Source organism: Flagellimonas marinaquae, from assembly GCF_003992675.1.
GTDB classification, from domain to species: Bacteria; Bacteroidota; Bacteroidia; order Flavobacteriales; family Flavobacteriaceae; genus Flagellimonas; species Flagellimonas marinaquae.
Map to the genome: position 1 here is coordinate 914,054 of NZ_RZMZ01000015.1, position 13,961 is coordinate 928,014.

Below are 13,961 nucleotides of genomic sequence, written 5' to 3' on the forward strand. Positions count from 1 at the left end.
CCATTCCTATTAACGAATCAATTTTTTGTACTTGATACGCCTGGGCATGATATCTGTTCCCAAGCGTTTCTTTTTATTTTCCTCGTAATCCGAGAACGAACCTTCGAAGAAATACACTTGTGAATCTCCTTCAAAGGCAAGAATGTGGGTACAAATTCTATCCAAGAACCATCTGTCGTGGGAAATGATTACCGCGCAGCCCGCAAAGTTTTCTAAACCTTCTTCCAGGGCACGCAAGGTATTCACATCCAAATCGTTGGTTGGCTCATCCAATAGCAACACGTTACCCTCTTCTTTTAAGGTCATCGCCAAATGAAGTCGGTTACGTTCCCCTCCGGAAAGCATATTTACCTTCTTGTTCTGCTCACTTCCAGAAAAGTTAAAACGACTCAAATATGCCCGAGAGTTCACCTGCTTCCCTCCCATCATGATGAGTTCCTGACCATCACTAAAGTTTTCCCAAATGGTTTTTTCAGGATCAATATTCGAGTGGGACTGGTCCACATAGGCCAACTTAGCAGTATCCCCAACGATAAATTCTCCTTTATCGGGAGTTTCTTCCCCCATGATCATTCTAAAAATGGTAGTCTTTCCTGCTCCGTTGGGCCCAATAATACCCACAATACCGGCCTGTGGCAGTTTAAAGTTGAGATTTTCATACAACAATTTATCGCCAAAAGCTTTGCTTACATCCTTGGCCTCGATAACATTCGTACCTAAACGGGGACCATTGGGAATGTAAATCTCCAACTTCTCCTCCATCTGTTTTTGGTCTTGGCTTAGGAGCTTATCATAATTGTTCAAACGGGCCTTTTGTTTGGCCTGTCTTCCCTTGGCCCCTTGGCGCACCCATTCCAGCTCTCGCTCCAATGTTTTTTGACGCTTGCTTGCCTGTTTGCTCTCTTGTTCCAAGCGTTTGGCCTTTTGGTCCAACCAGCTGGAGTAGTTGCCTTTCCATGGGATTCCTTCGCCCCGGTCGAGTTCCAATATCCATCCTGCTACATTATCCAAGAAATAACGGTCGTGGGTCACGGCAATTACGGTTCCTTTATATTGCGCTAAGTGGTGCTCCAGCCAATGCACTGATTCGGCATCCAAGTGGTTGGTAGGCTCATCCAAGAGCAACACATCTGGTTCTTTCAACAACAAGCGGCAAAGTGCAACCCTTCTTCGCTCACCACCAGAGAGTACACTGATTTTTTTATCAGATTCTGGGGTACGAAGCGCATCCATGGCAATCTCCAGTTTAGTGTCCAATTCCCAAGCGTTGGAGGCATCTATCTGATCTTGCAGGGCCGCCTGCTTGTCCATCAACTTTTGCATCTTGTCCGGGTCCTCATATACCTCGGGCAAACCGAACATATCATTGATCTTATTGTATTCGTCCAAAATGGCAACGGTTTCGGCAACACCTTCCTTCACCACCTCAAGAACCGTTTTGTTCTCATCCAACTGGGGTTCTTGTTCCAAATATCCTACGGAATACCCGGGAGAGAAAACTACATCGCCCTGATAGTTTTTGTCTACCCCTGCGATGATTTTCAACAAGGTGGACTTACCTGAACCATTGAGACCTAGAATACCGATCTTGGCCCCATAGAAAAAACTTAGGTAAATATTTTTGAGTACAGGGGTGTTGGCCGATTTATAGGTCTTGGTTACCCCAGACATGGAAAAAATGACTTTTTTATCGTCTGACATCTACTTAAAAATTAAATTGTTTGTGAAAATAGGCTATACCCGCCCTTTTAAGGCGTTGAACACCCATGCTACGGCAAAGAATCCTATTCCTACGGCAGCAAAACCATATCCTGCCACTTCATCATATTTAAACGCTCCGAGTGCAATCATTCCCAAGCCGACCAAAATCATGATCCATGTGGCATAGGCCAGCACTGTATTCTTATTCATTCCCATTGTGTATATTTCTGAAGAGGTTCAAATATCGGAAAAATCGGGATAATGTAAAGTTATTATTAAGGATTATGTTTCAAAAGGAAAGCTCACCCCACATTTATTCCGTACACTGTCCAGCAACTCTAACAAATCCAAGCTGTTTTGATGCGACCAAAGGTCACTTTCTATTTTATTGTTCCGTAAACATTGGTGCACTTCCAAGATTTCATAGTAGTATCCAATGCCTTTTAGTGGCAGGTCGACCTTCTGGGTTTCATCATTTTTCACCATCGTATATCCATCCGCCTCGTGCCATCGGGAATTCAGAAATACTTCTCCCTTTGTTCCTGAAATTTCCGCTTCCATTCGGGAATTGCTGGTGAAGCCGCTGTAAAGCATGGCTTGTGCATTTTGATAGTCAAAAATCATACTGGTTTGGAGTTCGGTACCATTCTTATGAAACTTGGCTTTTGCCATAATTTCATTGGGCATTCCCAATAAAAGATAGGATAGGAAAATGGGATAAATTCCAATATCCAAAAGCGTACCGGAAGCAAGGTTGGGGTTGAACAATCGTGAATCTTCATCCCTATCCAGCGCATAAAAGGCAAAATCGGCATGAATATAGGTAAGGTCTCCTATTTCACCTGCATCCACCATTTGTTTCAATTTTTGAATAGAAGGATTAAAACGCGACCACATGGCTTCCATCAAAAAAGCTTTATGCTTTTTCGAAGCTTCAACTTGCGCTTCCACCTCTGCCCTATTCACGCCCATTGGTTTTTCGCAAAGTACTCCAATGCCATGTTGCAATGCCTTTATGGACAATTCTTTGTGAAAATTATGCGGGGTGGCCACGTACACCACATCAACCGTTCCGGATTGGAAAAGTTCGTCATAACTCCCAAAGCTATGCTTGGCGCCATATTCGTTAGCGAATTCTTGAGCCCTTTCCAGAGATCGGGAAGCCACGGCCGTAAGTTCGGCGTTATCGACCAATAAAAGGTCCGAAACAAATTTTCTTGCAATTTTTCCTGGGCCTACAATGCCCCATCGTATTTTGGTATCCATATAGTTCAAAAGTAATGATTATAACTCCTTATCTTTAACCTGCTAAAAGAATTTGACAAAGCATGGATTTAAACTTCAATAAAAACGAAGACCAGAATAAGTTAAAATTGTCCGAGTTGAAGCGTAGACTCGCCCAAGTAAGGCTCGGTGGCGGTAAGAGCCGTATCGAAAAACATCATGCCAAAGGAAAAATGACCGCTAGGGAGCGTATCGAATATCTGTTGGACGATGATGCCGAAGCCATAGAAATCGGTGTATTTGCCGGTGAAGATATGTACGAAGAGCACGGAGGATGCCCTTCTGGAGGTGTTGTGGTAAAGGTGGGGCATATTCAAGGTAAGCAATGTGTGGTGGTCGCTAATGATGCTACTGTTAAAGCTGGTGCCTGGTTTCCCATTACCGGAAAAAAGAACCTACGCGCCCAAGAAATTGCCATGGAAAACAAACTGCCCATTATTTATTTGGTGGACAGCGCTGGGGTTTACCTACCCATGCAAGACGAAATATTTCCCGATAAAGAGCATTTTGGACGCATTTTCAGAAACAATGCCATTATGAGCAGTATGGGCATCACCCAAATTGCCGCCGTCATGGGAAGCTGCGTTGCCGGCGGGGCTTACTTGCCCATTATGAGCGACGAAGCGCTGATTGTGGACAAAACGGGGAGCATCTTTTTGGCCGGTAGTTATTTGGTGAAAGCTGCCATTGGCGAGAGTATCGACAATGAAACCTTGGGTGGAGCCACCACGCATTCCGAAATAAGCGGTGTTACGGATTATAAGGCGAAAGATGATAAGGATGCCCTGGATAAAATCAAAAATATCGTGGACAAAATTGGAGATTTTGATAAGGCAGGGTACAACCGTTCCGAGGCCAAGCCCCCTGCGGAAAATCCAAATGATATTTTTGGAATCTTGCCCGCTTCCCGAAGCGACCAGTACGATATGTTGGAAATCATTAAACGATTGGTGGACGATTCGGAATTTGAGCAATACAAAGAAGGCTACGGACAGACCATTTTAACGGGCTATGCCCGAATCGACGGTTGGGCCGTGGGCATCGTGGCCAATCAGCGTAAAGTGGTTAAGACCAAAAAGGGCGAAATGCAATTCGGTGGGGTAATTTATTCCGATTCTGCGGATAAGGCCACTCGATTTATCGCCAATTGCAATCAAAAGAAAATTCCGTTGGTGTTTTTACAGGATGTGACCGGATTTATGGTGGGTAGCAAAAGTGAGCACGGCGGTATTATAAAGGATGGTGCCAAAATGGTCAACGCGGTGAGCAATTCGGTGGTCCCTAAATTTACCATTGTCATCGGAAACAGCTACGGAGCAGGAAATTATGCGATGTGTGGGAAGGCCTATGACCCTAGATTGATTGTAGCTTGGCCCAGTGCAGAACTTGCGGTAATGAGTGGAAACTCTGCCGCCAAAGTGCTGCTCCAGATTGAAAAAGCGAGCTTGGAGAAAAGTGGTAAGGCTGTGGACGCAGAAAAGGAAAAGGAACTTTTTGACCAAATCAAACAGCGGTACGACGACCAAATATCGCCGTACTACGCTGCTGCTAGACTTTGGACGGATGCAATTATCGACCCCTTGGATACTCGAAAATGGGTTTCCTTGGGCATTGAGGCCGCCAACCATGCGCCTATTGAGAAAGCTTTTAATATGGGTGTGCTACAAGTGTAATCTAATTTGAAACTATAGTCGACGCATTTATCTTAAATAACTCCTGATACACATTCTTTAGGCCCAAACGGAAAACTTTTACGTCTATTTTTTGGTTTGGGGTGCCATAGTCCGTGTAAATGGTCGCTTTTAGGTAAGATGGTGTCAAACTCTTATTGCCTTTGTAGTTCACGTTTACCTTCCAGAGTCCTGGCAGTGAACCATCTATCAGATATTCCTTTATATTGTAGCCCAAATTTTTCTCGTTCATAATCTCCTCGGCATTATCGGCCAAGCTATGCTTCCAAGTGTAATACTGGTTCTCGGGATTGACGAACATCAAATCGAACTCCGCTTCCCCATCACTCCATTCAAAGACCAAACGGGTTCCTTTAAAATCTTCCTCAGCTACATATAATGATTTACCGCCTTCGTTGTTTAAGATGGCTTTTCTTTCCAAGGTCAATAGGTTGTTGTACTCCCTCTGGAAAATGGTGGCAAAATCATTTTCTCCATCCGGTAAAAATTCTTCATCGACTAAATATTCATAACGGGCAAAGATGGAAGCTGCTTGTTTTATTTGCCCGGTGGTCCGATAACTTTTGGCCATATCCAAATAGCTTTGCACATAATTCGGCCTTAAAATAAATACCTCTTTGTATATGTCGTTTGCCTTATCAAAACGCCCTTGCTCTTCATAGAAATAAGCCAAGGTTTTTAGCAATACTGGGTTGGTTTCCATGCGATTCCAATGTTCGTCCAAAATAGCATCTGCCATATCGTAGGCCTTCCATCTTTTTGAAAAGTGTTGGATAGCATCCAAAATAAAGTAGGATGAATTTGAATAGCTACCGGCGTATCGTTCAAAGATTTCTCGCGATTCTGCCATGGACTCGCTATTGGTAAATTCTTTTAAATATTCGGGCGCATTTTGTCGGACCTGATTTTCGGTAAGCACTTCACGTTCCAAATAATTGTTGCGCAAACGGGCCTGGTCTACCACCTTTCTTGCGGCTGGGCTTCCTGTTTTGGTGTTGATGACCATCACACCGCCAGCACCAACAAATCCATAGGGGACAGTTAAGGAAAGGCTTTGAATTAATGCAATACGCTCAGCGTTGTTGATGTCGAACCAAAGCGGTGTATCCGTAAAAATCAATCCATCAATATCATAAATTACGGGGGCGGAGTTGTTTATTGACCCAAAACCACGGGCATAAATGGCGCCTCCGTAAGTACAGTCGCCAGTTACCACGATTCCTGGTATTCTGACTCTGGCAAAATCGAGCAGGCATACAAAAATCGCATTAATATTCTCTTTTGGAACCACATTAACCCTTCCCGCTGCGGTTTCGGTGTCCAAAAATCCATAGGCCGTTTTTACAATACGAGGGTTGGTTCTATATTCTGCGGCTAAGTCTTTTTGAGACTTTCTTCTACTGGCGGTTACTTCCACTTCGTCCAAATCGTTGATATCCGGAAACATTTCCAAATTCAGAATCTGGGTCACATCCTCCACTTTGATTTGAATAGTTTTCAGACCTGTATAGGAATAGGATAAAAGATCGCCGGTTTTAGCCTCGATACTGTAGTTTCCCAGTTCATTTGAAAAGGTGGTCTCGTTACTTCCTTCAATGGAAATGGCCACGTCTTCAATGGGACGGGTGCCATCGGTAATGGTACCACGAATTGTTCTGAGTTCTGCAGTTTGTGAAAAAGCACAAGTAGTAATCACCAAAAATAAGATCCATAAATTTTTCATAGCAGTCGGATTTTGCTATTTAAATTATGAAAATAATTGGCTCATTGCTGCTTTACTTGCAAATATTTAACAGTCCAACTAATTGCCTAAATGGGACTTAGGGCGTGGAATCAACAAAAATTCAGTCTGTCTTCCATTAACATATCGAAACCCATCTTCTCCAAAAAAGCCAGCTTCTTCCAACATAATTCGGATATCCCTGTTCCATTCTGGGATGTTTACCGTGGTATTCAGCTCTATGGCGTATGCGGTGTTTGGGTTTAGGGGGTAGTTTTCACCATCATCCTTCATTACGCCGCCTTGTGCATCCCACATTCCTATAGTGGTGCCAGCAGAATGACCATAAGATCCCAAGGGATGCGTATAAATGGCAGGTCTTAGGCCTGCATCCTTGGCATCTTGCAAGGCTTTGGCCAAAATATCGTTGCCTACACGCCCTTTGACCATATTTTGGGTCAAAAAGTCCTGTACACGGTTGCCATCGTAGAGTGCGTTCACCAAAAATGCTGGAGCTTCGGTCTCCTCAGGCTTTAGTACATAAGCCAACTCTTGGCAATCAGTATTTAATCGTAAATAAGTGATTCCGAAATCGCAGTGCAGCAAATCCCCTCGGTGAATGACTTCATCATCCGGTCTACCGGAAAATGAATATAGATGCCCCACCAATTCCTCGCTGGTACGTTGCACATCTACCGTAGGGTGAAACCATGTTTCCAAGCCCAAATCAGTCACCTTTTGGCGCATCCACCACTCCACTTCGGTGGTCGTGGTAACCCCAGGGGTGATGACCTTTTCGGAAAAGGCCTCTGCGATAATATCGTGGGTAATATCTACCAATTGATTAAAAATGGTCATTTCCCGTGGAGTACGGGTCTCTATCCACCTTACGGCCAATTGTTCGGCCGATACTACTTTGGAGTGGTACTTTTTGGGCAAATTGGCCATGAACTCGTCATAGTCCGTCTTATCCAATCCATCGGCAATGTTGTGGTCTTTTGAAAAATTAAGTCCGATTTTTTCAGGATTCCGTTCGGTAATCAATTGCATCAATCGCTTCCACTGGTCCGGTTCTTTTTCCTTGTCCCAGGCAGATTTAATGCTCTTCCCTATATCATAGCGGGCCACAGCCAGCTTTTCGATGGTATTCTTCTCCTTGTCCCTGTAAAATAGAATTATGGTCCTGCGCCTCGCATTCAGCCATGTGGCCGGCAACATGGTCTTCAGTACCGGGTCCTCATTGTATTCCCTTGAAATCAACACCCACATGTCCAATCCTGCCTGGTCCATCAACTGAGGCAATAAATTATTGAAACGTTCTTCCAAGATTTCATCGATAACCCTTGCCCTTTCCACTTCGGGAAGGATTTGTTGGGAAATGGCCATAAATGGCAATAGCAGTACTACTAAAATGGTTTTTCGCATGGTTGATTTTTTGAAGTTTTGAATGTACGAAACTTAGCTAAGTTGTTCCAATATTTTTTTACGGTCTATTTTTTTGGTTTTGGTTTCAGCAAAGGAAGTTAGACAATAGATACGTTTTGGAATCTCATATGTTGATAATCCAGGAAGCTGTTTCATTTGGTGAAACAGACTGTCTTTGTCCACCGATTCGGCCTCCAAGAAGAGCACCAATTTTTGACCCAAAGTTTCGTCCGGTATGCCCGCCACAAAGAAGCGGGATTGAATAAGGGAGGATAACTTTTCCTCTATTTGTTCGGGAACTAATTTGACGCCCCCGGAATTGATGATGGAATCATATCTGCCCAACCATCTAAACTTATTTGCACTGATCAATTCTACCAAATCGTTGGTGACTACTTTTTCATCCGAGATGCTTGGCGCATGAACAATTAGGCAGCCTCTATCGTCTTGGGCTACCGAAACATTCGGTAAGGTTTCAAAATGATCCATCGGTTTACCATTGATTCGCTTTACGGCAATATGGGTGATGGTCTCGGTCATCCCATAGGTTTCATAGGCTTCCACGGATATATCCTGAAGCTTTTCCTTCAAACTTGTATCGACCGCCGCTCCCCCGATAATGAGTTTTTTTACCTTGTTTAATTGATCCAATGAATTTTGCACCTGAAGCGGCACCATGGCCACAAAATCGTACTCTTTTTTTTGAGCCGACAACGGGGTTGATGAAGGTTCCACATAATCAAGAGAAAGCCCGAGCACCAAGGAACGAACCAACATCATTTTGCCAGCGATTCCGGTACAGGGCAGGCAGAGCAGTGCGCTATTCTTAGGAAGCAATCCAAAATATTGTCCCGTAGCCTGTGCAGAATGGAGCATATGCTCCTTTTTGAGCAGAATCGTTTTCGGAGTTCCTGTGGATCCCGAAGTCTGTACTGTAAGGGTTGGGGCATCCGAAGTCCAATCCTTCAAAAAGGCTCCCATGGATTGTTCAAAATGGGCACTGGACGATGCCAGCTGTTCGGCAAAATCCCGTAAACCTTCGAGATGGAAAGCGTTTCCATTCAACCTGAAATCAGAATGGATATTATGCCAAATTGGATTCCCCATCGGTCAACGCTACAAATTCTTCTTTGGACAATACACGTCCAAACAATCTGTTTTTCCACTTGGTCCATCCATATTTTCTGGAAAAGTATATCAATAACAAGGGATATACCACAAATACTGGAATCAACACATCCCAGCCCAAAACGGGTTCGGACACATCCTTAAAAATGGAATTGGTCTGGAAAGCGGTCCAATCTGCCGTTACCAACAATGCGGTTATCAAATTATTGGCCGCATGAAAACCGAGTGCCAACTCCAGCCCTTCGTCCATCAAGGTCAAAATACCCAAAAAGAATCCAGTTCCAATATAATAGATCATAATGCCCAAACCGAGTTTTTCAACCTCTGGATTGGCAATGTGCATCAAGCCAAAAAGACTGGATGTTACAATCAAGGGCAACCATCTGTTCTTGGCCATCAACCCTATGCCCTGCATCATATGACCCCTAAATAGGTATTCCTCAAAACTCGTTTGCAAAGGAATCAATAGAATGGCGATTATGGCCAATGGAATGAATTTGGCAATATTAAAATTGAGTTCATATTTATCTGGTGAGAAAAAGATATCAACTCCCGTAAGAATGATGGTCACTGCACTCCACAGACCAAAGGCGAATAAAATTCGGTTCCAATCTATCCTTTTGCGCGAGGTGGTCAAGGAGGTAATGGATTGTTGATGCACCAAAAGTGTCCACCCCAGTACCACAAAAAAACCGACCACCAAAGGTGCCAATAAGATGATCAGGACAAGATTGCTCCCAAATTGGTCGATTATTTGTTGCATCGCATCCTCAACACTTATAGGTGAATTTATAGTGGTAATGTAGTTGAGTACCATAAATCCAATAAAACCAACGGGAAGCACCAGGTACTTCCAGAGGCCGATAGTTCCCTTATATCCTTGTTCTATGTACATATTTCTTCTATTAATTCCATATCCCAGACATTTTCTTGTCTATAAAAAAGCTGTCCCCCGGATACCTCCAAAGGACTATTGATATTATTGGTAAACAAACTACCCGTACCCAAACCCTGTGGCATGGTTGTTTTCAAGGTGTAAGTAAACTGTGCTATGGCATTTAATCCGATATTGCTCTCCAATGCACTGGTTATCCACCACCGAATGTTTTGTTTTTCGGCCAATGCTATCCATTCACCACTACCTTTTATCCCTCCTACCAAACTCGGTTTGAGAATGATAAACTGCGGCCGTATGGTTTGTAGCAATTTCTGTTTTTCCGTTACATCAAATATGCCAATAAGCTCTTCGTCCAAGGCGATGGGCAAGGTTGTTTTTTCGCAAAGCAAAGCCATTTTGTCCCATTGTCCTGTCTTTATGGGCTGTTCAATAGAATGTAACTGAAAGTTGGCCAATTGCTCCAACTTTCCCATGGCTTCTTCTGGAGAAAAAGCACCGTTTGCATCTACCCGTAGTTCTATCTCCTTGGGGGAAAAATTATTTCGAATCGACCTTAGAATGGAGAGTTCCTTATCAAAATCTATGGCTCCTATCTTCATTTTGATGCAACCAAAACCATCCTTTAATTTTTGCTCTAACTGTTGTAACATGTACCTCTCGTCACCCATCCAAATCAGTCCGTTAATGGGTATGGGTGCCTCCGCTTTGGTAAAATCCGAAGGGAAAAGCTCAAAGGCATCTTGGGATGACAAGGACAGAAACGCCTGCTCCACACCAAATTGTATGGACGGAAACACTTTTAATTCTGCCAATAGCTTATCCTTTCCCAGTTGTATGTTTTCACAGGTCCAAGCCAGTTTTTCTTCATAATCAGGTCGGTCGTCCGCACTTAAACCACGAAGAATACCACATTCCCCTATTCCGAAGGAACCGTTGTCCTTTAAGATTAGGAACCACGTCTCTTTTTGGGTCATTATGCCACGTGAGGTGCCACTTGGGACTTTGAAGTTAAGGGTATACTTTTTATAGTTCGCTTTCATGAAGTAGCCCAAATTTAAGTATATTTTGCTTCTAAAACAGTAGGTATGGCAAGTATCGATGGAAAAACAATCTGGGTGACCGGCGCTTCGTCGGGCATTGGGAAAAGTTTGGCTTTGGCCCTAAGTGCGTATGATTGCAATTTGATCCTTTCATCCCGTAGGGAAGAAGAATTGCTCAAGGTGAAAGACCTCTGTGATACTTCAAGCAATATTTCCGTTCTTCCTTTGGATTTGAAGGACCACAAGGGGATGCATGGCGTTGCCGACAAGGCAATCCGTATGTTTGGAAGGGTAGACATTTTGGTGAATAACGCAGGAATAAGCCAACGTTCCTTGATCAAAGAGACAACACTAGAAGTGTACCAACAATTAATGGATGTAAATTATCTGGGGACCGTAGCGCTGACCAAAGTCATTCTGCCCCATTTTATAGCCAATCAAAGCGGGCATTTTGTAACCGTAACCAGTTTGATGGGCAAGTTCGGTTCCCCGTACCGTTCGGGGTACTGCGGGGCCAAGCACGCATTGCATGGTTTTTTTGATGTGAAGCGAATGGAACATGAAAAGGACGGAATTCACGTTACCATGGTCTGTCCTGGGTTTGTGCAGACCAATGTGGCCAAAAATGCCTTGACTGCCGATGGTTCTCCGCAAAAAGAAGATGACGTGGCTACACAAAACGGAATAACACCTGAATTGGCGGCACAAAAAATAATCAATGCCATCAAGCGTGAAAAGTTCGAAATTTACATTGGTGGTAAAGAAGTCAAGGGAATCTATCTCAAGCGATTCTTCCCCAAACTATTGCACAAAGTGGTGCTGAAAAGCCAAGTGCGTTAGCGCTTAACTAAAGTTAAACCAAAAGCGGACACCTTCAGCCTGTCTGTCAATATTCAGTTTGGACTGTAATTGGTTTACCAATCTGTTGATCAAACGAATCCCCATGGAGGAATGTGCTCTTTCATCGGAATCTTCGGGCAAACCAACGCCATTGTCGGTATATTCAAAATAGCCCTGATCTCCATTCTTTCGGAGGTGAATATAAATTTTACCGTTCTCGTCGTTCTCGGGAAAGGCATATTTGAACGAATTGGAGACCAACTCATTCAAAATTAAACCAAAGGGAATAGCACGGTCAATATCCAGTTCGGTGCCTTCGGCATCAATGGTGATGCTAATGTTGTGGCCTCCTTTTTTGTAAACAGATTGCACGCTGTTGATCAAACTTTCAATGTATCCTTGCATTTCTATTACCGAAAGGTCATCGTTTTGATACAGTTTTTGGTGAATCAATGCCATGGCCTTCACCCTACTCTTTCCTTCTTCCAAGGCTTCAATGGCCGCCTTACTTCGTGTATTTTTGGTTTGAAGGCTCAGCAAGCTGCTCACCATCTGAAGATTGTTCTTTACCCGGTGGTGAATCTCTTTCAGTAGGGAATCCTTTTCCACCAAAGAATTTTCGATGATGTGCTTTTGCTCTGCAATCAATCGTTGGTTCTTGATACTTTTCAAGTAGGCATATACCAGACCGGCAAAGCCCAAAAGGGTAAATATCAAGGAAATAAACACCAGATTGATTCGCTCATCCTTGGCCTTCATTTCGCTACGGGCCAACTCATTGATACGTTTTTGCTCGTCTATCAAACGTTGCGAATTCTCTAGATCCTCATTGGCCACGATGGTGACCAATTGTTGTTTGATGAGCGCCGATTGTTTTTTGGCCAGAGAATCCTTGATACGCTCGTTACGTTTGTAGTATATGGATGCATTTTTATAGTTCTCCACCTTGTCGTAAAAGGCAGCCAGCAAACTATTTCTTTTAATGGTCTGTAAAACAGTGATGTGGTCAAATTCCAAATCCAAATACTTTTTGGCCTCGGCAAAACGCTCTAGTTGCAGATTGGCCTCTGCCAAGAACAAGGTATTTTCGATGACCTCACTATGGTCGTTGTTGCTAGGGGATTTTTTTAAGGTTTCGATACTGGTTTCCAGAAGAGGAATTGCTTCTTCGAACTCACCGAGCATCACATGGCACTTGGCAATATTCCCTTCGATCTCGGCCTGTAGCAATTGGCTTTCAAAAATATCGGCCTCGCTTTTTTGGGTCGATATATCGTTCATGTACACGCCCAAGTAGGAATTTGCTTTTTTCAATTCGCTCAAAGCCGTAGGTGCTGAGTCGTCCAATCGCAAGTAATTGCCCACTTTGCTGTGGTATTTTGCCAACCCGTACGAATCGTTGTCCGCAATAGTTGGCTTCACCTCCATAATGTATTGGTTCCTGGCCTTTCTGTAAAGGCCAAGGTTACTGTAAATGTCGTAAAAGGCCACATTGTTGGTAATGCCCAACTCCCGCTTTTGTTTTCTTATTTCAATCTGTTTGTCGAACAATTGTAGATTGGCATAATTGTCGTCCAACACATCCAAAACCACTTTTTGCGAAGTATCATCCAAAGAATCCTTGATGTCATACAACTCCTTGGCTAGAACGGTACTTTTGTCATATTCGCCCAAATCGTTGTACACCTGTGCCTGCATAACTTTATACAGCCTAATGGCATTGGTGTCCTTTGTTTTCTCGGCATTGGTAAGGTATATTTTGATGGTATCCAACCAATCGTAGGCGGAATTGACATTATAACGGTCCAACGAATTGAAAAAAACCTCGAACCGTTCTGAAGCTAGCCCAGTGTCTTGGAATTCTTCAAGTACACTATCCTCATTTTCCGCACCGGTTTGTGCGAAAGAAGCAAAGAGAAAGACAAAGTATACTGTGGTAAATAAAAATCTTACGTAACGTCCCATTAATTAATTTGATATAGCGCCCCGAAACAGTACCGAAGACCCTATAATATTATCGTGCCCTTTTTTCCTTTATTGCCCCCGATAACCAAATCAACTGTAAAAATGGAATGTATTACTGATTGCAAGCTATGGGGTATATAAAGAACGCTAGTTTGGTCGTAAAATTAAATGTCAGTGGAAAGAGATGACCATTTATGTTGTGAAAGTGTCCATTTCTGTTGTGAAAAGTTATCAACTGTATGCGAAATGGTATTTTGTCGATGTTTTGT

Annotated in this window: 11 protein-coding genes; 2 read left to right on the forward strand and 9 right to left on the reverse strand. The window is 43.3% G+C overall.

The features are described 5' to 3' along the window. Positions 1-9 precede the first annotated feature (9 nt). The 3 genes from ettA to EO130_RS13540 form a co-directional block, all read right to left on the reverse strand. Complete coding sequence (ettA, locus tag EO130_RS13530; RefSeq protein WP_127142031.1) at positions 10-1,701, reverse strand: energy-dependent translational throttle protein EttA; 1,692 nt, start codon at positions 1,699-1,701, stop codon at positions 10-12. A gap of 33 nt (positions 1,702-1,734) precedes the next feature. After that, on the reverse strand, positions 1,735-1,917 hold the full coding sequence (locus EO130_RS13535) for a CAL67264 family membrane protein (RefSeq protein ID WP_090297015.1): 183 nt from the start codon (positions 1,915-1,917) through the stop codon (positions 1,735-1,737). Positions 1,918-1,983: 66 nt separating this feature from the next. Beyond that, the gene (locus tag EO130_RS13540) at positions 1,984-2,967 is read right to left on the reverse strand and encodes a Gfo/Idh/MocA family protein (RefSeq protein WP_127142032.1); all 984 of its coding nucleotides are present in this window, start codon (positions 2,965-2,967) and stop codon (positions 1,984-1,986) included. Between the two features lie 62 nt (positions 2,968-3,029). Here EO130_RS13540 and EO130_RS13545 point away from each other — a divergent pair, with 62 nt between their 5' ends. Beyond that, positions 3,030-4,658, forward strand: coding sequence for an acyl-CoA carboxylase subunit beta (locus tag EO130_RS13545; protein WP_127142033.1), 1,629 nt, complete (start codon positions 3,030-3,032; stop codon positions 4,656-4,658). 1 nt (position 4,659) lies between these two features. On the opposite strand, the gene EO130_RS13550 is transcribed toward EO130_RS13545, so the two are convergent. From EO130_RS13550 to EO130_RS13570, 5 genes are all read right to left on the reverse strand, one after another. After that, complete coding sequence (locus tag EO130_RS13550; protein ID WP_127142034.1) at positions 4,660-6,399, reverse strand: carboxypeptidase-like regulatory domain-containing protein; 1,740 nt, start codon at positions 6,397-6,399, stop codon at positions 4,660-4,662. 78 nt (positions 6,400-6,477) lie between these two features. Next, a complete protein-coding gene (locus EO130_RS13555; RefSeq protein WP_127142035.1) occupies positions 6,478-7,821 on the reverse strand; it encodes a M24 family metallopeptidase in 1,344 nt (447 codons plus the stop codon). A 33-nt stretch (positions 7,822-7,854) separates the two neighbouring features. Continuing rightward, positions 7,855-8,886 (reverse strand): AMP-binding protein, encoded by a 1,032-nt coding sequence (locus tag EO130_RS13560; protein WP_241244359.1) that lies wholly within the window; start codon positions 8,884-8,886, stop codon positions 7,855-7,857. 19 nt (positions 8,887-8,905) lie between these two features. Beyond that, positions 8,906-9,844: a CPBP family intramembrane glutamic endopeptidase gene (locus tag EO130_RS13565; RefSeq protein WP_127142037.1), complete on the reverse strand. Its 939-nt coding sequence runs from the start codon at positions 9,842-9,844 to the stop codon at positions 8,906-8,908. After that, entirely contained in the window at positions 9,835-10,887 is a 1,053-nt protein-coding gene (locus EO130_RS13570; RefSeq protein ID WP_127142038.1) for an o-succinylbenzoate synthase, read from the reverse strand. Before EO130_RS13570 ends, EO130_RS13565 begins: the two co-directional genes overlap by 10 nt. Positions 10,888-10,932: 45 nt before the next feature. Between EO130_RS13570 and EO130_RS13575 the strand changes: the two genes are divergently transcribed. Continuing rightward, complete coding sequence (locus EO130_RS13575; RefSeq protein ID WP_127142039.1) at positions 10,933-11,727, forward strand: SDR family oxidoreductase; 795 nt, start codon at positions 10,933-10,935, stop codon at positions 11,725-11,727. Positions 11,728-11,730: 3 nt separating this feature from the next. Here the strand turns inward: EO130_RS13575 and EO130_RS13580 are convergent, their stop codons facing one another. Beyond that, complete coding sequence (locus EO130_RS13580; RefSeq protein WP_127142040.1) at positions 11,731-13,692, reverse strand: sensor histidine kinase; 1,962 nt, start codon at positions 13,690-13,692, stop codon at positions 11,731-11,733. Positions 13,693-13,961 lie beyond the last annotated feature (269 nt).

Excerpts from the sequence above, each read along its gene's own strand:
- ettA (WP_127142031.1), bottom strand. The coding sequence starts at position 1,701 with ATGTCAGACGATAAAAAAGTCATTTTTTCCATGTCTGGGGTAACCAAG.
- EO130_RS13535 (WP_090297015.1), bottom strand. The coding sequence starts at position 1,917 with ATGGGAATGAATAAGAATACAGTGCTGGCCTATGCCACATGGATCATG.
- EO130_RS13540 (WP_127142032.1), bottom strand. The coding sequence starts at position 2,967 with ATGGATACCAAAATACGATGGGGCATTGTAGGCCCAGGAAAAATTGCA.
- EO130_RS13545 (WP_127142033.1), top strand. The coding sequence starts at position 3,030 with ATGGATTTAAACTTCAATAAAAACGAAGACCAGAATAAGTTAAAATTG.
- EO130_RS13550 (WP_127142034.1), bottom strand. The coding sequence starts at position 6,399 with ATGAAAAATTTATGGATCTTATTTTTGGTGATTACTACTTGTGCTTTT.
- EO130_RS13555 (WP_127142035.1), bottom strand. The coding sequence starts at position 7,821 with ATGCGAAAAACCATTTTAGTAGTACTGCTATTGCCATTTATGGCCATT.
- EO130_RS13565 (WP_127142037.1), bottom strand. The coding sequence starts at position 9,844 with ATGTACATAGAACAAGGATATAAGGGAACTATCGGCCTCTGGAAGTAC.
- EO130_RS13570 (WP_127142038.1), bottom strand. The coding sequence starts at position 10,887 with ATGAAAGCGAACTATAAAAAGTATACCCTTAACTTCAAAGTCCCAAGT.
- EO130_RS13575 (WP_127142039.1), top strand. The coding sequence starts at position 10,933 with ATGGCAAGTATCGATGGAAAAACAATCTGGGTGACCGGCGCTTCGTCG.
- EO130_RS13580 (WP_127142040.1), bottom strand. The coding sequence starts at position 13,692 with ATGGGACGTTACGTAAGATTTTTATTTACCACAGTATACTTTGTCTTT.